23 protein-coding genes are annotated in these 20,925 nt (G+C 66.9%); 13 read left to right on the top strand and 10 right to left on the bottom strand.

The genetic code is table 11. The features are described from left to right. Positions 1-14: 14 nt before the first annotated feature. Positions 15-1,052 carry a tetratricopeptide repeat protein gene (locus IB225_RS01430; RefSeq protein ID WP_192309055.1) on the bottom strand — a complete coding sequence of 346 codons (1,038 nt, stop codon included), beginning with the start codon at positions 1,050-1,052 and terminating at the stop codon, positions 15-17. Between the two features lie 90 nt (positions 1,053-1,142). Between IB225_RS01430 and trxC the strand changes: the two genes are divergently transcribed. From trxC to IB225_RS01405, 5 genes are all read left to right on the top strand, one after another. Next, the gene (trxC, locus tag IB225_RS01425) at positions 1,143-1,583 is read left to right on the top strand and encodes a thioredoxin TrxC (protein ID WP_192309053.1); all 441 of its coding nucleotides are present in this window, start codon (positions 1,143-1,145) and stop codon (positions 1,581-1,583) included. Positions 1,584-1,608: 25 nt separating this feature from the next. Beyond that, on the top strand, positions 1,609-2,154 hold the full coding sequence (locus tag IB225_RS01420; RefSeq protein WP_192309051.1) for a GNAT family N-acetyltransferase: 546 nt from the start codon (positions 1,609-1,611) through the stop codon (positions 2,152-2,154). Next, positions 2,151-2,942, top strand: a complete 792-nt coding sequence (locus IB225_RS01415; protein WP_192309049.1) for an SAM-dependent methyltransferase — start codon at positions 2,151-2,153, stop codon at positions 2,940-2,942. Before IB225_RS01420 ends, IB225_RS01415 begins: the two co-directional genes overlap by 4 nt. Positions 2,943-3,111: 169 nt before the next feature. Continuing rightward, positions 3,112-3,387: a hypothetical protein gene (locus IB225_RS01410; RefSeq protein ID WP_192309047.1), complete on the top strand. Its 276-nt coding sequence runs from the start codon at positions 3,112-3,114 to the stop codon at positions 3,385-3,387. A gap of 76 nt (positions 3,388-3,463) precedes the next feature. Continuing rightward, the gene (locus IB225_RS01405; protein ID WP_192309045.1) at positions 3,464-5,215 is read left to right on the top strand and encodes a GGDEF domain-containing protein; all 1,752 of its coding nucleotides are present in this window, start codon (positions 3,464-3,466) and stop codon (positions 5,213-5,215) included. A 9-nt stretch (positions 5,216-5,224) separates the two neighbouring features. On the opposite strand, the gene IB225_RS01400 is transcribed toward IB225_RS01405, so the two are convergent. Next, positions 5,225-6,310: a diguanylate cyclase gene (locus IB225_RS01400; protein WP_192309043.1), complete on the bottom strand. Its 1,086-nt coding sequence runs from the start codon at positions 6,308-6,310 to the stop codon at positions 5,225-5,227. A gap of 175 nt (positions 6,311-6,485) precedes the next feature. Between IB225_RS01400 and IB225_RS01395 the strand changes: the two genes are divergently transcribed. Both IB225_RS01395 and IB225_RS01390 read left to right on the top strand, forming a co-directional pair. Continuing rightward, positions 6,486-7,148, top strand: a complete 663-nt coding sequence (locus tag IB225_RS01395) for a DUF998 domain-containing protein (RefSeq protein ID WP_192309035.1) — start codon at positions 6,486-6,488, stop codon at positions 7,146-7,148. 29 nt (positions 7,149-7,177) lie between these two features. After that, positions 7,178-7,522: a RidA family protein gene (locus IB225_RS01390; protein WP_192309033.1), complete on the top strand. Its 345-nt coding sequence runs from the start codon at positions 7,178-7,180 to the stop codon at positions 7,520-7,522. A gap of 393 nt (positions 7,523-7,915) precedes the next feature. Here IB225_RS01390 and IB225_RS01385 read toward each other — a convergent pair whose 3' ends face one another. Beyond that, on the bottom strand, positions 7,916-9,178 hold the full coding sequence (locus IB225_RS01385; protein WP_192309031.1) for a TIGR03862 family flavoprotein: 1,263 nt from the start codon (positions 9,176-9,178) through the stop codon (positions 7,916-7,918). Positions 9,179-9,277: 99 nt separating this feature from the next. Here IB225_RS01385 and IB225_RS01380 point away from each other — a divergent pair, with 99 nt between their 5' ends. Next, positions 9,278-10,876, top strand: a complete 1,599-nt coding sequence (locus IB225_RS01380; protein WP_192309029.1) for a serine hydrolase — start codon at positions 9,278-9,280, stop codon at positions 10,874-10,876. A gap of 152 nt (positions 10,877-11,028) precedes the next feature. Here IB225_RS01380 and IB225_RS01375 read toward each other — a convergent pair whose 3' ends face one another. Then, positions 11,029-11,463 (bottom strand): FKBP-type peptidyl-prolyl cis-trans isomerase, encoded by a 435-nt coding sequence (locus tag IB225_RS01375; RefSeq protein ID WP_192309027.1) that lies wholly within the window; start codon positions 11,461-11,463, stop codon positions 11,029-11,031. Positions 11,464-11,550: 87 nt separating this feature from the next. On the opposite strand from IB225_RS01375, the gene IB225_RS01370 reads away from it, so the two are divergent. Beyond that, positions 11,551-11,913 (top strand): DUF6164 family protein, encoded by a 363-nt coding sequence (locus IB225_RS01370; RefSeq protein WP_192309025.1) that lies wholly within the window; start codon positions 11,551-11,553, stop codon positions 11,911-11,913. A gap of 3 nt (positions 11,914-11,916) precedes the next feature. Here IB225_RS01370 and IB225_RS01365 read toward each other — a convergent pair whose 3' ends face one another. Genes IB225_RS01365 through IB225_RS01350 form a run of 4 tightly spaced genes read right to left on the bottom strand, consistent with a single transcriptional unit; the run spans position 11,917 to position 13,780 of the window. Continuing rightward, positions 11,917-12,474, bottom strand: a complete 558-nt coding sequence (locus IB225_RS01365; RefSeq protein ID WP_192309023.1) for an SRPBCC family protein — start codon at positions 12,472-12,474, stop codon at positions 11,917-11,919. Further along, the gene (locus IB225_RS01360; protein WP_192309022.1) at positions 12,471-12,950 is read right to left on the bottom strand and encodes an SRPBCC family protein; all 480 of its coding nucleotides are present in this window, start codon (positions 12,948-12,950) and stop codon (positions 12,471-12,473) included. The genes IB225_RS01365 and IB225_RS01360 overlap by 4 nt, the downstream gene beginning before the upstream one ends. Before the next feature lie 18 nt (positions 12,951-12,968). Further along, a complete protein-coding gene (locus tag IB225_RS01355) occupies positions 12,969-13,421 on the bottom strand; it encodes an SRPBCC family protein (RefSeq protein WP_192309020.1) in 453 nt (150 codons plus the stop codon). Continuing rightward, positions 13,418-13,780, bottom strand: coding sequence for a metalloregulator ArsR/SmtB family transcription factor (locus tag IB225_RS01350; RefSeq protein ID WP_192309018.1), 363 nt, complete (start codon positions 13,778-13,780; stop codon positions 13,418-13,420). Before IB225_RS01350 ends, IB225_RS01355 begins: the two co-directional genes overlap by 4 nt. 87 nt (positions 13,781-13,867) lie before the next feature. On the opposite strand from IB225_RS01350, the gene IB225_RS01345 reads away from it, so the two are divergent. The 4 genes from IB225_RS01345 (at position 13,868) to IB225_RS01330 (ending at position 18,056) form a co-directional block, all read left to right on the top strand. Next, the gene (locus IB225_RS01345; protein ID WP_192309017.1) at positions 13,868-14,617 is read left to right on the top strand and encodes a sulfurtransferase; all 750 of its coding nucleotides are present in this window, start codon (positions 13,868-13,870) and stop codon (positions 14,615-14,617) included. Then, a complete protein-coding gene (locus IB225_RS01340) occupies positions 14,614-16,182 on the top strand; it encodes a YdiU family protein (RefSeq protein ID WP_192309016.1) in 1,569 nt (522 codons plus the stop codon). Before IB225_RS01345 ends, IB225_RS01340 begins: the two co-directional genes overlap by 4 nt. Positions 16,183-16,313: 131 nt before the next feature. Then, positions 16,314-16,985 (top strand): glutathione S-transferase, encoded by a 672-nt coding sequence (locus IB225_RS01335; protein ID WP_192309014.1) that lies wholly within the window; start codon positions 16,314-16,316, stop codon positions 16,983-16,985. A gap of 84 nt (positions 16,986-17,069) precedes the next feature. Beyond that, complete coding sequence (locus tag IB225_RS01330) at positions 17,070-18,056, top strand: LLM class flavin-dependent oxidoreductase (protein ID WP_192310811.1); 987 nt, start codon at positions 17,070-17,072, stop codon at positions 18,054-18,056. Positions 18,057-18,059: 3 nt separating this feature from the next. On the opposite strand, the gene IB225_RS01325 is transcribed toward IB225_RS01330, so the two are convergent. Together IB225_RS01325 and IB225_RS01320 are read right to left on the bottom strand one after the other, a co-directional pair. Further along, the gene (locus tag IB225_RS01325) at positions 18,060-19,673 is read right to left on the bottom strand and encodes a carboxylesterase/lipase family protein (RefSeq protein ID WP_192309012.1); all 1,614 of its coding nucleotides are present in this window, start codon (positions 19,671-19,673) and stop codon (positions 18,060-18,062) included. A 70-nt stretch (positions 19,674-19,743) separates the two neighbouring features. Continuing rightward, a complete protein-coding gene (locus IB225_RS01320; RefSeq protein WP_225583172.1) occupies positions 19,744-20,922 on the bottom strand; it encodes an NAD(P)/FAD-dependent oxidoreductase in 1,179 nt (392 codons plus the stop codon). Positions 20,923-20,925: the final 3 nt, after the last annotated feature.

The following is a 20,925-nucleotide window of genomic DNA, read 5'->3' as shown; positions in this document are numbered from 1 at the left end:
ATCGAGGGCGTGCCTCAGCGCGTGAGCCGCCGCAGGGCTTCCAGTTTGGCGTGGTAGCGCTGCTGGTTTTCACCTTCGCCCAGCAGGAAATACACGCGCGCCAGACCGAAGTGGAAGCGGTGCTCGTCCGGGAACAGCTTGATCGCCTGGCGGTAGTCCTGCGCGGCGAGCTGGAGCTTGCCTTCGCGCTCGTGCAGGACGCCTTGCAGGAAGTGGTGGAACGGATCCCTGGCCTGCACCCGTTGCAGGCGCTTCTGCAGACGGGCCGCCGCCGTGATGTTGCCCGTGCGCTGGTAGTGCGCTGCCAGGTTGGAGAGGGCGCCGGGATCCATCCGATTCAGCTGCAACGCGTGCAGGTAGTGCTGTTCGGCTTGCGCAGGGTCGCCATGGCGCAGATGCAGGACACCGGTATTGCTCCAGGTGACGGAGTAGTCGGGATCCAGCATCTTGGCCACCTGCGCATAGCGCAATGCATCCTCCAGACGATTGGCTTCCAGGAGGTCGGCGGCGCGGTTGTTGTAGTAGTGCACCAGCAGGCGTTCGTCGCGGATCGCACGTGGTGGCTTGCGGGCGATCACCTGGTCCCAGGCCACGTCGACGCTCAGCTGGCGCTCGTGGATGCGGACGCCGGCGTTGACGTGATGGGTACGGTAGAGCGTGTCCTGTTCCTGCCGCCACGCCAGGGTCTCATCGATCTGCTGACCGTAGGCCTGCAAGCCCGCTTCGCGCGCGAGCGCTATCGCGAGCAGCGTGAAGCTGAGGCAGTTCGCCCGCCGCGTGGCGTACGCTTCGGCCACCGTGTGGTTGGCGTCGATGTCGTAGCTTATGCCCAGGTCGTCGGGCGAGAACAGGAACTCGACCAGCCGACGCAGGCGCTGCTCGGGTGCGCGCGGCGTGGACAACACCCTGGCGTGGAACTGCTGGCGCAGCGGCTCCGGCAGCGCCATGACCTCGGCCGGGGTCGGTGGTCGGGCCGGGGGCTCGGGTGCGGAGGCAGGGGCGGGCGCCAGGTCGGCGATGGCCAGCGCGGCCGCCAGCAAGGGGGCGATCATGGGGCGACCCTCCTTCAGGCAGGTGGTACCGGCAGTCTAGTGACTGTCGCGACGCAGCATCGCGCTACGGGTCGGCGTTAGGATGTGCGCATGGAAGTCGCCGCCCACCTGATCGCTTGCCCGCATTGCGCGGCGATGAACCGCGTGCCGGCGGAGCGGGTGGCCGAGACGCCGCAATGCGGGCGCTGCCACCTGGCGCTGTTCACGGGTCTGCCGCTGGCGCTGGGCGAGGCGGATTTCGATCGACACGCATTGCGCAGCACCTTGCCGCTGCTGGTCGACTTCTGGGCGCCGTGGTGCGGGCCCTGCCTGCAGATGGCGCCGCATTTCGAACGCGCCGCGGCGGTGCTGGAGCCGGCGATGCGGCTGGCGAAGGTGGATACCGACGCCAGCCCGGGTCTGGGCAACCGCTTCGGCATCCGCAGCATCCCGACGATGGTGCTGCTGCAGGGCGGCCGCGAGATCGCGCGGCAGAGCGGTGCGATGCAGGCGGAGGCGATCGTGCGGTGGGCGAGGGGCGCGCACGGTTGAGGTCGCTTCTGCATCGCGTATACGCATGAGCCTGCTTTCGCTGGATACGGCGCGTTTCCATCTGCGTCCTCTCGCCGCGAGGGACGCGGCGTTGTATGTCGCGCTGTATACCGATCCTGCGGTGATGCGGCATGTGGTTGAACCACTGGACGCAGCGGTGGCCCGACAAGCCTTCAGCAAGGTGGAATCCTTCAGCAGGAATGGAAGTCGCGACTATCGGACCTGGGTGGTCGTCGAGAAAGCGTCGGACCGGGAGATCGGCTTGTTGGCGCTCGTGGCGCGGGAGGGGATGCACGAGATCGGCGCCCTCATCTGGCCCGAGTGGCATAACGGTGGGGTCGCGACGGAGATCATCCGCCGCTTGATGGATTTCGCGTTCAGCGAAGACGGCTGCCAGATCGTCTTTACGCGCCACCAGGCGGAGAATGGCGGCGCCGAGGGGTTGATGAGAAAGCTGGACTTCGAGCGCACTCCCGCGGAGGGACACCGGGATGGTGGCGTAAGGTGGGAACGGACGCGGGCGCGCTGGCAGCATGCGTCGGGCAATGCAATGAAACAGGGGAAAACATGAAGAAGGGAAGTCTGGCCTGCGTGGGCACCGGGATGATGCTGGGTGCGCATATCGGCCCGCGGGCACGCAGCCATATCGAGCAGGCGGATGTCGTATTCGTCGCTGTCTCCGATCCATTGGTGGAGTTGTGGGTGCAGGGCATGAATCGCGACGTGCGCAGCCTGCAGCCTTATTACGCCGAGGGTAAGCCGCGAACCGACACCTATCGGGAGATGGTCGCGGCCATGATGGTGGAAGTGCGCGCAGGTCGACGGGTATGTGGCGCGTTTTACGGGCACCCGGGGGTGTTCGCCGTGGTGCCACACAGGGCGGTGGCCCAGGCCCGTGAGGAGGGGCATGACGCGGTCATGGAGGCGGCTGTGTCCGCCGAAGACTGCCTCTACGCCGATCTGGGGATCGATCCCGGCACTTACGGCTGCCAGCACTACGAAGCCAGCCAGTTCATGTTCTACAAGCGTCGGATCGATCCCTCGGCGTACTTGATCCTCTGGCAGATCGGGGTGGCGGGCGATCGCACGCTCGCCCGTTTCGAGACGGGAGCGCAGTTCAGGCATCTGCTCATCGAGCTGCTGGCGGAGCAGGGGTGCCCGGCAGAACATGAGGTGATCGCGTACGAGGCCGCGACCCTGCCGATCGCGAAACCCCGAATGGAACGGATGCCGCTGTCAGACCTGCCCAGGGTCCGGCTTCAACTGAGCACCACCTTGGTAATCCCGCCGTTCCGACCCTTGGAGCGCAACCACGCCATGCTGGATCGGCTGGCGTCATTGCAGGCCAGCGGCGCGTAGCCGCCGCCCGGGGCACAGTAGTGGTTCCATGTCACGAAAGCGGGTATTGTCCGCGACAAGGGGCACGCGTACGGTCCTGCCGGCGCAGACGAAGAGGCCTCCAGGGGGACCGCACATCGGAAAACCGTGGCGGTCGCAGTACATAGAAGGGCAATTTGGGGATACTCGCGTGACGAATGCAATCCAGGTGCTGGAACGTATGGGGGCGGCCCCGGTAGTGGGCCTGCAGAGCTTGGAAGCCTATTTCCGTGATGCGGATGTCACGGACCAGGAGAAGAAGGCGATCCTGACGGGTGATGTGGATACGCTCAACGGTGTTGTAGGCGCGCGCGCGATGATGGTCTGCGCGATTTATGCGCCTGAGAACGAGCCGTTTAAGGAGAATGGCGATGAAGACGGTGATCGGGATGGTCGCGAGGACGAACAGGAAGAGAAGGCGCAGTAATCCGCGCGTGACGTTCGGTCTTTCATGGACCGGGGTGCTTTGCGCCCTGGTCCTTTTGCTGTGCTCGACATCCGCGATGTCTGCGCCGCAGAAGCTGGGTTTCGACGCGCTGTTGGAGAAAGCCGAGCAGGTCCGTAGCGCGAATCCTGTGGAGTTCAGGCAGGTGCTGCGTGAGGTCAACGCGAGGAAGGGCGAGGCCACGGGCGACCAGCAGGCACAGGTTGCGTATCTGAATGCCTATGCGCTTGCATTCGCCGGTCGCTTCGACGCCGCAATCGAGGCGGCAAACAAGTTGATGCGTTCCACCTCGTCGGTGGACATGCAGGTCAGAGCCGGCTCGCTCATCGTCAACAGCTACGCGGGTACGCGGCAGTTCACCGAGGGATTGCGGCAACTGGAGCAGACCCTGGCGCTGTTGCCGGTGGTGAAGGATCCCTATCTGAAGATCCATGCGGCCGTGTCGGCGGCTGTGCTCTACAACCAGATTGGCCAGCACGAACTGGCGCTGCAGTTCTCCGAGCAGGTACTTGCGGCCAGCAAGAGCCCTCGGGATCGCTGCTTCGCGGGATTCCTGAAGTCCGAAGCGCAACTCAAGCTGGGCGAAATTCCCAACGAAGACAAAGCACTTGTCAGCATCATCGATGAGTGCTTGGCGAACAAGGAAGTGGTGATAGCCAACTTCACGCGCCAGGTGCTGGCGCAGAAGTGGGCGGCGCAGGGGGAGCGCAAGAAAGCGATCTCGATGCTGAGCGAGAACCTGGCAGAAATCGAGGGGACCCGTTACCCGCGCCTGGTAGGCGAGGTGCACTCCCTGCTCGCGCAGTTCCTGCTGGAGGAGCAGGACATCGAAGCTGCCGAGGAACACGCGAACCGTGCAGCAGCGCTGAGCGCGAACATCCCGTATTCCGTTCCGCTCGTGGCGGCGTATCGGACGCTGTACGAAATCGCGGAACGGAAGGGAGACAAGGCGCTCGCGCTCACCCAGTTCCGGAAGTTCGCCGAAGCCGACAAGGCCTATCTGAACGATGTCAACGCGCGGGAACTGGCGTACCAGATCGTTCGCCAGGAGACGCTGCAGAAAACCCAGCAGATCAGCGCGCTCGATCAGAAGAACCAGGTGCTGCAGCTGCAGCGCAAGGTCGACCAGACGGCGGCGCAGAACACCCGGCTGATCGTCATCCTGCTGGTGCTGCTGGTCGCTTCGATCGGCTACTGGGCCTTCAAGATCAAGCGCGTGCAGCTGTCGTTGAAGAAGATGGCCGAGACCGATGCCCTGACCGGCATCTGCAACCGCCACCACTTCACCATCCGCGCCGAGCGCGCGCTGGCCGAGTGCGCCCGCAACGGCGAGCAGGCCGCGCTGATCATGTTCGATCTGGATCACTTCAAGAACATCAACGACCGCTTCGGTCACGGCACCGGCGACTGGGCGCTGAAGGAAGTGGCGGAGGCGAGCAAGGGCTTCTGCCGGCGCATCGATGTGCTCGGTCGCCTGGGCGGCGAGGAGTTCGCCATCCTGATGTACGGCTGCGACCTGCGTGCGGCCGCGCGCGTGGCTGAAGACTGCCGCGTGCGCCTGGCGCAGATCGAGACCCGCGAGACGGGGCACGTGTTCGCCATCACCGGCAGCTTCGGCGTGACCTCCAGTCAGGAGTCCGGTTACAGCCTGGCCAAGCTGCTGTCGCATGCGGACAAGCAGCTCTACCGCGCGAAGCACAACGGTCGTAATCGCGTCTGCGTGAATGACCACGAGCAGGACGCCGTGCGTGCGGCCAGCAACGTGCTGGAACTGCCCCATCGCGATCGCGTGGAGCATCTCGGCGCCTGAGGTGCTACGTCAGGGCGTATCGACGAGCGGCGTCAGGTCCTCGTCGACCGCCAACTGGTTGCGACCCCGGCTCTTGGCCTGGTAGAGCGCACGATCGGCCGCTTCCATCCACGCCCGCAATCCGGCCGCGCCCGTCGTCTTCGCCAGTCCCAGGCTGACGGTGGGACGCAGTCCCGGCGCACTCTCCGTCTGCAACGCCTGCACCCCTTCGCGGATGCGCTGCGCCACAATGCCGGCCGCCTCTACATCGGTACCGCGCAGTAGCACCGCGAACTCGTCGCCGCCCAGACGGCCCGCCGCATCGTGTCCACGGATGCTGTGGCGGATCACCTCCGCCGTCGCGCGCAGTACGTCGTCGCCGGCCGCATGGCCGTGACGGTCGTTGATCGCCTTGAAGTGGTCGATGTCGATCATCAACAGCGTGGCCGGTTCACCGGTCGCCGCGCACTGTTCGAGCAGCAGCGCTGCCTGTTCCTGCCAGTGGCGGCGACTGTCCAGTGCCGTGAGGGTGTCGCGCCGGCTCAGTTCATCGAGCTGCCTGTTCTGCCGCTTCACCTTGCGGACCAGATGGTAGCTGGCCTGGCTGACGGCGATGGTGTGGATCAGCAGCATCGGCAGGCACGCGACCATCACCGGCATGCTGGTGACGGCCTGTACCTCGAAGCCCGTGGCCATGCCGGCTGCCAGCGCGCCGGCCGCCATCAATGGCAGTGACCAGTACCAGAGCCGGTCGATGCCGGTGCTGATCTTGTCCACCGTGGCCAGCGTCACCAGCAGCACGCTGGGCAGCAGGTTGAAGGCCATCAGTGGTACCCACATGCCGGCCAGGATCGAGTCGACCAACAGGTTGCGGATCTCGCCCCGGAACGGCACCGGATGACGCAGCGCCAGCCACAGCGCGAGTTGTGGCCACAGCACCGTGGTGAAGAACAGGAACGCCCACTGGCTGCCGCTGGCCCCGTTCTCTAGCAGCACCATGCCGATCGGCAGCGCCCCCAGACCCATGCCGAGCATGCGCAAGCGGTAGATCCGGCGCGGCAGGCGTTGGGTGTGGCGCGCCGGATCGGTAGCGGGCGGCGGTGCAGTGAACGGCATTGGCGCTGGAGTCCCCTTGCTCGTGGCGGCCATCCCCGGGTTGCCGGGGGATGGCGGAGTGTAGGTCAAAGCGTGATGGCGGGCACGCTGCGGAGCTTTGCCCATGACAGCGGCCGCGCGCATGGATTCTTGAGCGCCTGGACAATAATTCCGCGTCCCCCGCGATCCGTTGTCCATGTCCCGTCCCAAATACACCGACGCCTCCGCTCCACCTTCCGCGTCGACCCGTCTTGCTGCCATTTCGGCCATCGGCGGGGCCGTCCTGTTCCTGCTTGTCGCCGGGGCGTTGCAGGTCGTGCGCGGCGACCTGGACTGGCGCCAGGCCACGCTGAGCCAGTACCTGCTCGGTCCCTGGGGTCTGCTGCTGCGAACGGCGTACTGCCTGCTCGCCGCCACCATCGTCCTGCTTTCCGTTGGCCTGCGCGCCCAGTTGTCGGCGAAGGCACGCAGCGCGGCGCCTGTACTGCTGTTCTGCATCGGAGCTGTCGCGCTGGCCGGCGTGGCGATCGGCGACTCCTGGCTGCCGCAGATCGCGCCGGATTTCCATCACTGGTTCCATCACACCTGCGCGATCACGGCGTTCCTCTGCGTCACCACCGGCATGGTGCTGCAGGCCTGGCGGTTCCGGCTGGATGCGGCATGGTGCCGCCATTTTCCGTTGGCCGCGGCATGGTCGGTCGTCTGCTACCTGCTGCTGTGGATACACGCGCTGTGGCCGCCCGCGGGGCAGGGATGGGTGCAGAAGCTGCTGATCCTGCTGATCGTCACGGCCATGTTGCTGGCCGGCACGTGGTTGTGGCGTGCCGCAGGCGATGCGATGGCATCGCCGCAGCGCTAAGCTGCGTTTCCCACAACGGAGGAAACCCCATGATCCAGCGGTTCGATGTCGGCCCCCGCCTGTCCGAGATGGCCATCCACAACGGCGTGGTGTATCTGGCCGGGCAAATCGCCGAAGACGCCACCCAGGGCATCGCCGGACAGACCCAGCAGGTGCTGGCCGAAATCGACGCGTTGCTGGCGCGCGCGGGCACCGACAAGTCGAAGATCCTGCGGGCGGAAATCTTCATCAAGGACTTGCAGGATTTCGAGGCGATGAACCGCGTGTGGGATGCCTGGGTGCCGGAAGGCAACGCACCGCCGCGCGCCACCGTGCAGGCCAACCTCGCACGGCCGGCGTGGCTGATCGAAATCGTGGTGACGGCTGCGGTCTGATCGATGGCGACGCGCAAGCCCAGCCCCTGGCAACGGCCCGCGCCAAAGCGTCGCGGGGGTGGCTTGAAGCTGACGCCGGCGCAGGTGGACGAGGCGCGTGCACGGGCCGCCGCGGCCGGAAGGCGCTACCCGAACCTGGTCGACAACATGTACGTGGCCGCCAAGGCCAGGCGTGCAACGGAGCCGGAAGTGCGGGGGGGATGACGAAGCAGAATGAAGGTGCATGCAGCGTGAGGACAAGCATGCACATCCGGCCGTAAATGTCTGTAATAAAACTGCTTTGAAACGCTAACCGGAACCCAACAACCGCTCGCGTATCGTGCCGCCCACGTTCCGCAGCCGCTGCGGCACGCACTTCCCGGGGTGCGCGCCGCAGCCCCTGCGGACGACCATTCAGGCGTTGCGCTTCGCCAGCCAGTCGATCACGCCCAGTGCGGCGTGTCGGCCGCTGGCGAAGCACGCTGTCAGCAGGTAACCCCCGGTGGGGGCTTCCCAGTCGAGCATCTCGCCGGCGGCGAACACGCCGGGCAGGGCACTCAACATCAGGCGGTCATCGAGCGCCTCGATCGGTACGCCCCCCGCACTGCTGATCGCCTCGGCGATCGGACGTGGACGCAGCAGGCGGAACGGGAAACGCTTCAGCGTCCGTGCGATGCGTGCCGGGTCCGTCAGCGCTGTCTTGTCCAGGACTTCGTACAGCAGCGCGGCGCGTACACCGGCGACACCGGCTTCGCGGCGCAGGTGCTCGCTCAGGCTGCGCGATCCGCGCGGCTTGGCGAGGCGTCGTACCAGGTCCGCTTCATCGCGTCCAGGCAGCAGATCCAGCACCAGCGTGGTGTGGCCGTCGCGCGCGATCGCGTCGCGCAGCATCGGCGACAGCGCGTAGACCAGGCTGCCTTCGATGCCGGTCGCCGTGAGCACGCATTCGCCCTGCCGTTGATGCGCGGTGCCGTCGCTGTCCTGCCAGTGCGCGACGACCGGCTTGAGCGGTTCGCCGGCGAAGCGCGTGGCCAGGTGTTCGCTCCAGCTGATATCGAAGCCGCAATTCGAAGGCTGCAACGGCGCGATGTCGATGTCCTTGGCTTCCAGCGCGGCGACCCACGCACCATCGGAGCCCAGTTCCGGCCAGCTGCCGCCGCCCATCGCGAGCACCGTGGCGTCTGCGTGCGCGACAACCTCGTCGTCGGGGGTCGCGAAGCGCAGCGCACCGTCGTCGTTCCAGCCGAGCCAGCGGTGCTGTACGTGGAAGCGCACGCCCTGTTCGCGCAGGCGCCTTACCCAGCCGCGCAGCAACGGTGCCGCTTTCAGATCCGACGGGAACACGCGCCCCGAGGTGCCGACGAACGTCTCCACGCCCAGCCCGCGCGCCCAGGTGCGCAGGGCATCGGCATCGAACTCGCGCAGCCAGTTGGCAACGTCGCGCGTGCGTTCGCCGTAACGCGTGACGAAGACATCGAACGGATCGGAATGGGTCAGGTTCATGCCGCCCTTGCCGGCGATCAGGAACTTGCGCCCGACCGATCCCTTGGCGTCGTACAGGTCCACTTGCAGGCCCGCGGCGCGCAGTGTTTCCGCAGCCATCAGGCCGGCGGGACCGCCGCCGATGACGGCGACCGTCGGCGTGGAGGAGGGTGTGTCGGAACGCGGATCTGGCATCCGCATAGTATGCCGTGCCGGCATCGCGCCCCGGATCGCCGCGCACCTCCTGTGCCGCATGCGCTATCGTGCCGCGGGATTCCAGACACGGGACATACGATGCGTTCGAACCTGCCGGCGGCCACGGGCCGCGCCCTCTGGCTGCTCTGCCTGCTCGCGTCCGCTGCAGTGGCGAAGGAGGCCGCACCGCCGCCGGCGTTGCAGGGCATCGACGCCTACGTCGAATCCGTCCGCGAAGCCTTCGACGTCCCCGGTATCGCGGTGGCGGTGGTCAAGGACGGCGAAGTGGTGTTGGCGAAGGGCTGGGGCGAGCGGGAAATGGGCAAGGCGGCGCAGGTCGATGCGCACACGATGTTCGCCATTGCCTCCAACACGAAGGCCTTCACCGCCGCGTCGCTGTCGATGCTGGCCGACGAGGGCAAGCTGACGCTGGAGGACCGCGTCATCGATCACCTGCCGTGGTTCCGCATGGCCGATCCCTACGTCACCCGCGAGATGCGCATCCGTGACCTGCTGGTCCACCGCAGTGGCCTGGGGCTGGGCGCGGGCGACCTGCTGTACTGGCCCACCACCACCTACAGCAACCGCGAAGTTGCCGAGCGCCTGCGCGACGTGCCGCTGAGCGGCGGCTTCCGCGAACGCTACGCCTACGACAACATCCTCTACGGCGTCGCGCAGCTGGTCATCGAACAGGCCAGCGGCCAGTCTTACGAACAGTTCCTGCGCACGCGCTTCTTCCAGCCGCTGGGCATGCGCGAGACGCGCTACAACAGCGACACGCTCAAGGCCGGCGACAACGTCGCCACCGGCCATGCCAAGGCAGACTTCACCACGCTGCAGCCCGCACCGCGGATGACCTGGCGCAACGTCGCGGGCGCGGGCGGGATCTATGCCAGCGTCACCGATATGGCGAAGTGGATGAACGCCCAGCTTGCAGGCGGCACGTACCGCGACGCGCAGGGGCGCGAGCAGGCGTTGTTCACGCCAGCGCGGCAGAAGGCGATGTGGTCGCTGGTCACGCCGATCCCGATCGCGGAACCGAAGATCGAGGCGCTGAAGGCGGCGAAACCGAACTTCCTCGGCTACGGCGAAGGCTGGATGGTGTCGGACTTCCAGGGGCGGAAACTGGTGTGGCATACCGGAGGCTGGCCCGGCATGGTGTCGCGCGTGACGCTGGTACCCGAGCAGAAGCTGGGCATCGTGGTGTTGACCAACCAGGAAGTCGGCGCGGCGTTCAATGCGATCACGCTGAAGGTGCTGGACGCCTACCTCGCCAACACCAGTACCGATTGGTTGGCGGCTTACCAGGCGCAGGTGGCGCAGTCCAAGGGCGACGCCGATGCGCGCTGGCAGAAGCTGCTGGCCGCGCGCGATGCCGCCGCGAAGCCTTCGTTGCCGCTAGCGAAGTACGCCGGCACCCTGCGCGACCCGTGGTATGGCGATGTCGTCGTGGCGCAGGAAGGTGACGGCCTGGTGCTGCGCTTCAGCCGCACACCGGAACTGGTCGGCGATCTGCAGCCGTGGCAGCACGACACCTTCGTGGTGCGCTGGCGTGAGCGCTGGCTCAACGCCGACGCCTTCCTGACGTTCTCGCTGAAGCCGGACGGCGGCATCCGCGAGGCGCGCATGGAGGCGATCTCGCCGCTGACGGATTTCAGCTTCGACTTCCATGATCTGCGGCTGGCGCCGGTGGAGTAGGGGTACCGGTATGCGCGTTGTGGGAGCGACGTCAGTCGCGATCAATGCATTCCGGGTCGAGGTGCGTCCGATGCGGCTTCGCTTCCGGAGCCGCATCTTCGACTCGATCAAAGCTCGCGACTGACGTCGCTCCCACATCAGGCTCCGCGGAATCAATCGTGCGGCTTGACGTCGATCAGTTCGACATCGAACACCAGCGAGGCGCCCGGCGGAATGACGCCGCCGGCGCCGTTGCTGCCGTAGCCGAGGTCGGCCGGAATCTTCAACGTGCGCTTGCCGCCAACTTTCATGCCGGCCACGCCCTCGTCCCAGCCGCGGATCACCTGGCCGGCACCGAGCAGGAAGGTGAACGGCGTGCCGCGGTCTACGGAGCTGTCGAACTTCATCCCGCGCTGCTGCGGGGCGTTCTCGTCGTACAGCCAGCCGGTGTAGTGCACGCTGACATCGCTGCCGCTGGTGGCCACGGCGCCGGTGCCCGCCTGGGTATCGATGCGTTCAAGCTCGGCGACGCTGCCGCCCGGCGGCGGGCCCGGGGGTGTGCAGGCGGCGAGCAGGGTCAGCGTGACGGCAAGCAGCAGGGAACGCATCGTGGACTTCATCCTGTGGGGCGAAAGGCGCGCAGGGTAGCGCATCCCTGGCAGGAGGCGCCGGATCGCAGCGGTTACACTGCCGCCATGGCGAAACTGTTCCTCAATCTGCGCAACGTGCCCGGCGACGAAGCCGACGAGGTGCGTGACCTGCTTCGCAGCAACGCGATCGATTTCTACGAGACCCAGCCCAGTCCCTGGGGCATCTCGGCAGGCGGCTTGTGGATCGAGGACGCCGACCAGCTGGCGCGCGCCAAGGTCCTCATGGCCGACTACCAGGCCACGCGCCGCGACCACGCCCGTGCGCAGCAGGCGGCGGACGAGCGGGAAGGACGTGCGGAAACCTTCGCCGGACTGTTGCAGTCCCGGCCGCTTTACGTCGTGGGTGTGCTCGCGGCGATGATCACCATCATCGCGTTGACGCTCGCTTTGCCCTGGCTGCTGCTCTGACGTTTAGGCGTCGTCGCGTGGCAGGCGTCGCGCGTACTCGGTTTCCAGCGCTTCGTGCGTGACCCAGAAATTCGCTGGCGCACGACCTTCCAGCCGGTCGATCAGGATGCCGACATGGGCATGCCAGCCCGAGGCCACGCTGATGATCGCGTCGCGACCCACAAGCCATCGATGGGTGATCGTGAGCAACACGCGGTCACCCTGCGGCTCCAGCTCAAAGCGCACTTCCGACACCGTGCCGTCGGCTTCGCCCCAGGTGTGGGCGAGCAGGCGCGGCGGTTCGCAGGCGGTGACACGGCCTGACTGGCGATGGGTGCCGTCGGCGGTGCGATAGCGTTCGGGTGTCGGCACGTGATGGTCCGACAGCGTGTTATGGCGGAACTCCAGTGCCACGTCACCGCCCACACGCAATTCCATTGGGCCTCGCGCCAACCATTGCCCACGCGCATCGCTATCGGTCAGGTAATGCCATACCCGTTCGATGGGGCCTGGCAAGGAGCGCTGCGGACGCACGGTGCCCGGTGCCACCAGGGCGCCGAAGCGGACGTTCACGTCGTTCATGACGGGCTCTTCGGGGAAGGCGTGCCGACATGCGCGTCCGGCGCATGGTCGGCAACCAGGCCGAGCGCGATGCCGTGCTCGAGGAAGGCCTTGCAACCCGCCAGCACCAGCGCGAAACCCTCCTGCTGGTCGAGCGCGTCGCGTACCCGTGCGTCGGGATCACCCGTGAATCCGGAGGCTTCGATGGTGACGAGTGTCGTCCCGTCGCCCCGGTCGTCGAAACGCCATTCCACCGGATTGGGCCAGGTGATGCGCAAACGATGCGGACGCTCCAGCGCCTCCACGTGGACCTGGCCCTCGGCACCGTACATGTCCCAGTACCAGACGACGTCCGCACCCGCCTGCAGTGGAGCGCTGGCACGCGTGAACCAGAATCGCGACGTGACCGCAGGATCGACGAAGGCCTCGAAGACGGTGGCGGCTGGCGCCCGGATCAGCATCTGGGTACGGGCAACGGGTGCGCTGGCGGATGACATGGTGTTCTCGCAGTGCGGTCAGAAGAGGGTCTGCAAGGCGTCGAGCATCGTGGCCCAACCCTGCTGCGTGCGACCGGCGTAGTCCGCCCATGCCTTCGGCAAGGTATGCGTCAGTCGCAGCTCGCAGCCGCCCGGTGTCGGAGTGATCTCGATATCCACGCGGCTGCCGTCCTGGTCGGATTCACCGGCGATGCCCCAGGTGAAAGCCAGCCGGTGCGGACGGTCGATGACGAGGTACTCGCCGATGTGATCGATGCGGTCGCCGCCACGATCGACCAGCATCGAGAAACGGCCGCCGACACGCGGATCCACGTCGAGCCGCAGCACTTTCTCGTCGCGCACGTGCGGGCCGAACATCCATTGACCCAGCAGTCGCGGCGTCAGCCAGGCATTGAAGACGCGCTCGGCCGGCGCAGAGAAGACGCGCTGGACGGAGACGTGGACCGTATCGGCGGAAGGGGGCAGGGTCATCGGGCTTTCCGGGAAGAGGGGGCAAGGGTTGCATCGTCGGCCTGCAATACGGCTTCCAGCGCATCGAGCCGCGCCGTCCAGAACTGCTCGTACTGGCGCAACCAGGCGTCTCCCTCCGCCAGCGCCTGCGGCTGCAGATGGCACAGGTGCGTGCGCCCCTGGATCTGGCGCGTGACCAGGCCGGCGCGTTCCAGCACCTTGATGTGCTTGGAGGCGGCGGCGAGCGAAATGCGGAACGGGGCCGCCAGTTCGCCGACGCTGCGGGGCTGGCCGCCGAGACTGCGCAGCATGCGACGGCGCGTGCCATCAGCGAGCGCGTGGAAGACGGCATCCAGATGAGGGGAATCATGTTCAACCATGTGGTTGAGTATTCTGGGCGGGTTGTTGACTGTCAACCATCTGGTTGAATGAAAGAGTCTGGTGCCGACGGACGGTAAAATCGCCCCATGGTCACCAATATCGCCGCCTACCACTTCACGCCCATCGAGGCGCCTGACGCATTTGCCGCATCGCTGCACGCCCGTGCCGAGGCGCTGTCGCTGCGGGGCTCCGTGCTGGTGGCGGGCGAGGGGCTGAACCTGTTCCTGGCCGGCGATGCCGCTGCCATCGAATCCTTCCTTGCACCGCTGCGCGAAGACGCGCGCTTCGCCGGCCTGCGCGTGAAGTACAGCACCAGCCGCCAGGTGCCGTTCGCGCGTCTGAAGGTCAAAGTGAAGCCGGAAATCATCAGCTTCCGCCGCCCGGGCACCACACCGGAGGAATCCCGTGCCCCCACGGTGGAACCCCGCACGCTGGCGCGCTGGCTGGAACAGGGCCACGACGATGGCGGTCGCCGCGTGGTGATGCTGGATACCCGCAACGCGCAGGAAGTCGAGTACGGCACCTTCGCCGGCGCGCTGACGCTGCCGATCGACAAGTTCACCGATCTGCCCGCCGCGCTCGAACCGCATCGCGACGCGTTGAAGGACGCCACCGTGGTCAGCTTCTGCACCGGTGGCATCCGCTGCGAGAAGGCGGCGATCTGGATGCAGGCCGACGGCATGGACAACGTGCTGCAACTGGACGACGGCATCCTGGGGTACTTCGAGCAGGTGGGCGGCTTCGGCTATGACGGCGCCTGTTTCGTGTTCGACGAACGCGTGGCGCTGCGCCCCGACCTGAGTCCGCTGGTGGACGAGGCCGCGGACGCCGCATGAGCGGCCTGGACGCCCTGCGATTCGACAACCGCTTCGTCGACGAACTGCCCGGCGATCCCGAGCAGGGGTTCCGTCGGCGTGAGGTCCGTGGCGCGTTGTGGTCCACGGTGGAACCCACGCCGGTGGCAGCACCGACCCTGCTGGCGCATTCAAGCGAAGTCGTGGCGCTGCTCGGCCTCGATGATGCCGACGTCGCATCGCCTGCGTTCGCTGCGATCTTCGGCGGCAATGCATTGCTGTCCGGCATGCGGCCGTATGCGAGCAACTACGGCGGCCACCAGTTCGGCAACTGGGCAGGACAACTCGGCGACGGGCGTGCGATCACCCTCGGCGAAACGGTCAACCCGGCCGGCGAGCGCTGGGAGCTGCAACTGAAGGGAGCGGGGCCGACGCCGTATTCGCGTACGGCCGACGGGCGCGCGGTGCTGCGCTCCTCGATCCGCGAGTTCCTGTGCAGCGAGGCCATGCACCATCTCGGCGTACCGACGACGCGCGCGCTGAGCCTGGTCGGCACGGGCGAGGCGGTGGTACGCGACATGTTCTACGACGGCCACCCGAAGCCCGAGCCGGGTGCGATCGTCTGTCGCGTGGCGCCTTCGTTCCTGCGGTTCGGCCATTACCAGTTGCCGGCCTCGCGCGGCGAGACGGAACTGCTGCGCACGCTGGTGGATTTCACGATCCGACGCGATTTCCCGCACCTGTCGGGCGAAGGCGAAGCGTTCTACGCCGCGTGGTTCGCCGAGATTTGCGAACGCACCGCGGTGATGGTGGCGCACTGGATGCGGGTCGGCTTCGTCCACGGCGTGATGAATACCGACAACATGTCGGTGCTGGGCCTGACCATCGACTACGGCCCCTACGGCTGGATCGACAACTACGATCCGGACTGGACGCCAAACACCACCGACGCACAGGGACGCCGTTACCGCTTCGGCTGGCAGCCGCGCGTCGCGTGGTGGAACCTGAGCCGTTTCGCGCAGGCACTGTCGCCGTTGTTCGCCGACGTCGCGCCCTTGCAGGACGGTCTGCAGCGGTTCGCCGATGCCTATGCGCGCGCTGATCGGGACACCATCGCGCGCAAGCTGGGGTTTGCGGAATGTCGTGACGACGACGTCGCCCGGATGGAGGCGTTGCAGGGGCTGCTGCAGCAGGGCGAGATGGACATGACGCTGTTCTTCCGCGCATTGATGGACGCGGACCCGACCGATGTCTCGCTGACTGCATTCGATGAGGCCTTCTACGATCCGGCAAAGCGGGAGGACGCGATGCCGGGATTGCGGGACTGGTTCGACGGTTACGCCCGACGCATCGCCGAGGATGCGATGGATCCTGCGATGCGTCGCGAGCGGATGCGCCTGGCCAACCCGCGCTACGTGCTGCGCAACTACCTCGCCCAGCAGGCGATCGATGCGGCGGAGGCCGGCGACCTGTCGGGGGTGCATGACTTGCTGGAGGTCATGCGCCGGCCGTACGACGACCAGCCGGGTCGCGAGCAGTTCGCACAGCGTCGCCCCGATTGGGCCCGCCAGCGCGCCGGATGCTCGATGCTGTCGTGCAGTTCGTAAAGCGCTATCGCAGGTGTGGGAGCGACGTAAGTCGCGATCGCTTTCCCCAGCCCATCGTCGCGACTTACGTCGCTCCCACAGCGGTGTATCGCGCGCGGTAGGATGACGAACCCCACGCGGAGCGCCGACGCATGATCACCGTCCACCACCTCAACAACTCCCGCTCGCAACGGGTGCTCTGGCTGCTGGAGGAACTGGGCCTGGACTACACGGTCGTGCGCTACCAGCGCGATCCGAAAACGATGCTGGCGCCGCCGGAGCTGAAGAAGGTGCATCCGCTGGGCAAGTCGCCGGTCGTGGTCGATGGCGAACACGTGCTGGCCGAGTCCGGCGCCGTGCTCGAGTACCTGGTGGAGCGCTACGACGCCGCGCGCCGGTTCGCACCGTCGCCGGGAACCGCCGAGCACCTGCGCTACCGCTACTGGCTGCATTACGCCGAAGGCTCGGCCATGCCGCCGATGCTGCTGAGCCTGGTGTTCTCGCGGCTGAAGAAGGCGCCGATGCCGTTCTTCGCCAGGCCGATTGCGCGTGGCATCGCCGACAAGGCGATGAGGACCTTCGTTGGCCCGCAGGTGAAGCTGCACCTGGACTACATGGAGGCCGAGCTCGGCAAGGCCGCCTGGTTCGCCGGTGAGCAGTTCAGCGCTGCGGACATCCAGATGAGCTTCCCGGTGGAAGCGGCTGCGGTGCGTGCCGGACTGGACAAGTATCCGAATCTCGCGGGTTTCCTTGCCCGCATCCATGCGCGACCTGCCTACCAGCGTGCGCTGGAACAGGGCGGTCCGTTCGATCTGCTCGGCTGAGCGGGATACAGCATCCCGCGATGTAAGGTGGAATCCGCCGCCGTGCGGCCCCATGACGATGACATCGTCATTACCGGCAGACCCATGATCCCGTACTCGCTTCTCGATCTGGCCCCCGTCTGCGAAGGCAGCGACACCACGCAGGCCTTCGTCCACATGCGCGATCTCGCGCAGCACGCCGAGCGCTGGGGCTATACGCGCTACTGGCTGGCGGAACACCACAACATGCCCGGCATCGCCAGCGCGGCGACTGCCGTGCTGATCGGCCATGTCGCCGGTGCGACGTCGACGATCCGCGTCGGCTCCGGCGGCATCATGCTGCCGAACCATTCGCCGCTGCAGGTGGCCGAACAGTTCGGCACGCTGGCCTCGCTCTATCCCGGCCGCATCGACCTTGGCCTGGGCCGCGCGCCTGGCACCGACCAGCCGACCGCGCGCGCCCTGCGCCGCTACTTCGACAGCGCCGAACAGTTCCCGCAGGACGTGCAGGAACTGCTGCGCTACTTCGAGCCCGTGCAGGAAGGGCAGGCGGTCCGGGCGGTGCCCGGCGCCGGACTCGACGTGCCGGTGTGGCTGCTGGGTTCCAGCCTGTTCGGCGCACAGCTGTCGGCGGCGCTCGGGCTACCGTATGCGTTCGCATCGCACTTCGCGCCGGATGCGATGGATCAGGCACTGTTGCTGTACCACCGCGACTTCCGCCCGTCCAAGCACTTGGCCAAACCGCACGCGATGCTGGCGTTGAACGTGGTGGCCGCCGAAACCGACGAGGAGGCGCGTTACCTGTTCACCACGCAGCAGCAGGCCTTCGTCAACCTTCGTCGGGGTCGCGCTGGCCTGGTGCCGCCGCCGATCGACGACATCGAAACGTTCTGGGAGCCGCACGAGAAAGCCGGCGTCGCGCAGGCGCTGGCCTGCGCCGTCATCGGCAGCCGCGACACCGTGCGCAAGGGCATTGCCGACTTCATCCAGCGCCATCGGCCGGACGAGTTGATGCTGACCGCCAACATCTTCGACCACGCCAAGCGCCTGCGCTCGTTCGAGATCGCGGCCGAGGTGATGTCCGGCGGTTGACGGTCAGAAGGTGCCGCGCTGCACGAACGGCACCCGTTCGTACAACCGCCGTTCGCCGCCGCGCGGATCGTCCTGAAGACGGCTCACCTCGTCGAACACCATCGTCTGCCGGCGCGGCAGCGTGTACGGCGACCATGCCGGGATGCCTGCATGGTTCGGGTCGCCATGGCGGGCGAGGGCGATCAAGGCCTCGCTCATGTGCGCGGCCATCGCGCGGGCGCGCGCATCGTGTCCCGTTTTCGATCCTTCCGCGCCGATGGTGTCGAAGATCAACGGGATATCGAGCGTATGGAAAGCCCGCAGCCGTCCGTCTTCCGCCAGTGATCGCCAGTCCAACTGGTAGACCCAGGCCGGCGCGCCCTGTTTCGCCCGCTCTTCGGCCTCGATGACGGCGCCGCGCCACGAGCGTCCGGCGGTGGTCGCAGCGAAGAAGATCTCGGACGGCGTGTAGTCCGGATAAAGCCGCCGGTACTCGGCGATCACCACGTCCGGCGACAGGTCCACGAACTGCTGCTCGCGCAACCTCTGCGGCAACTGCTCCCACGTCAGGGTGAAATTTGCTGGATCGTTGCCGAGGAAGGCGCGTGTCTCGTCGCGCGTGTTGCCGATCACCATCGGGATGCGCGCTGACTGCGCGGGTGCATTCGGATAGAACGGATGCCGGGGCAGGCTGCGCGAGTCCAGCACCGGGCCGAAGTAGAGCGCGGTGTCCTCTACGCGCGACGGGTCGCGCGTGCGCAGTGCGTCGACCAGGCGCGCCATGGGTAACGCCAGCAGGCGGTCGACATCGCGCGGGCCGAGGCCGAGTTCGGCGAGGAACAGCTCTGTGCGCTGTGCGGCTGCACGCGGACCGGCTGCGGTGACCTGTTGGCCACTCATTGTCATCGCCTTGTGGAACAGGCCGTCGGCTTCCGGCATTGCCATCAGCGTGGCGATCTTGGCGCCGCCGCCGGATTGGCCGAACACGGTGACGTTGCTGGCATCGCCGCCGAATTCATGTGCGTGCTCGCGCACCCAGTGCAGCGCATCGACCAGGTCCAGCTGGCCGACGTTGCCGGCGTCCTGCAGGCGCTCGTCGCCGCTCTCGGCGAGGTAGAGGTAGCCGAATGCATTGAGCCGGTGGTTGACCGTCACCACCACGACGTCGCCGCGACGGCACAGGTTCACGCCGTCATAGAGCGGGTGCGAACCGGAGCCGGTCGTGTAGCCGCCACCGTGGATATAGAAAAGGATCGGGCGCTTGCGACCATCGCGCAGGGCAGGGGTGTACACGTTGAGGAACAGGCAGTCCTCGCTCATCGGCCGGCCGTCGGCGTCGCCGCGTTGCGGTGCCGAGGCTCCGAAGCTGCGGGCATCGCGAACGCCGTTCCAACCGGCTTCGCGCAGGGCACGCTGGAAGCGGCGTGGCGCCGTGTCGGCGCCGTAGGGCACGCCGCGGAACACATGGATGCCGTGATCCAGCTGTCCGGCGATGCGGCCACTGCGGGTGGTCGCCAACGGGCGCGGAGAGCCTGTCGCCCAGGCGGGCAGGGCAGAAGACAGTGCGATCAGGCCGGACGCGCCGGCCAGTTGGGTCAGGAAGTGGCGTCGGGACGTTTCGGCGGACGGCTGGGACATGGCAACCTTGGCATGACACCGGTTTCCATGAGGCTAGCAAAGGGGGCGGGAACAGGAACGCCGCAGTGCGTCAGGCGGCCATGCCGGCCGCGTGTCCCGACGCCCAGGCCCATTGGAAGTTGTAGCCGCCCAGCCAGCCGGTCACGTCCAGGACCTCGCCGACGAAGAACAGGCCCGGTACCCGCTTGGACATCATGGTGCTGCTGGACACGCCGTCGGTGTCCACGCCGCCCAGCGTGACCTCGGCGGTCCGATAGCCTTCGGTGCCGCTGGCGACCAGGGGCCAGTCGGCCAGCAACGTCGCCGCATCCTTCAACTGCGGGGCGTTGAACTGCTTCATCGGCCGGTTCGGCAGCCAGACTTCGCACAGGCGCTGGGCGAAGCGCCGCGGCAGTACCTCGGACAGCACGGTTTTCAGCTCGGCGTCGGGACGCTGCTTCTGCTGGTCCTGCAACCAGTCGAGTGCGTCGCGGTCGGGCAGCAGGTCCAGGCGCAGATCGTCGCCGGGCTGCCAGTACGAGGAGATCTGCAGGATCGACGGCCCGCTGACACCGCGGTGGGTCAGCAGCATGAAGTTGCGGAAGCGCGCCTTGCCGCAGCGCGCCTCGACCGGAAGGGCGACGCCGCTGAGGTCGGCCAGGCGCTCCTGGTGCTTGCCGCTCAGCGTGAGCGGCACCAGACCGGCGCGCGTCGGCAGCACCTCGTGGCCGAACTTGCGCGCCAGTTCGTAGCCGAAGCCCGTGGCGCCCATGCTCGGAATCGACAATCCGCCGGTCGCGACCACCAGTGAAGGCGCGGCGAAGCGACCCAGCGTGGTGTCGAGCCGGAACACGCCATCGGTCTGTTCCACCTTGTTCACGCTGCAACCCGTTTCGATCCGCACGCCCGCCGCCAGGCACTCGTCCACCAGCAACTTCACGATCAGCTTGGACGAGACGTCGCAGAACAGCTGGCCCAGTTCCTTCTCGTGGTAGGCGACGCGGTGCCGCTCGACCAGTTCGATGAAGTCCGTGGGCGTGTAGCGTGCCAGGGCCGATTTGCAGAAGTGCGGATTGGCCGACAGGAAGTTGGCGGGCGTAGTGCCGGTATTGGTGAAATTGCAGCGCCCGCCACCCGACATCAGAATCTTCTTGCCGACCTTGTTGGCGTGTTCGATCACCAGCACGCGCAGGCCGCGCTGGCCGGCGGTGAGGGCGGTCATCAGGCCGGCGGCGCCGCCACCGATGACCAGCACGTCGTGGGTGGGCATCAT

Origin of the sequence: Pseudoxanthomonas sp. PXM02 (assembly GCF_014851805.1) — a bacterium.
In the GTDB taxonomy this organism is placed as follows: Bacteria; Pseudomonadota; Gammaproteobacteria; order Xanthomonadales; family Xanthomonadaceae; genus Pseudoxanthomonas_A.
Note: the sequence above shows the minus strand (reverse complement) of the source record. Positions and strands in the feature narration are given on the sequence as shown.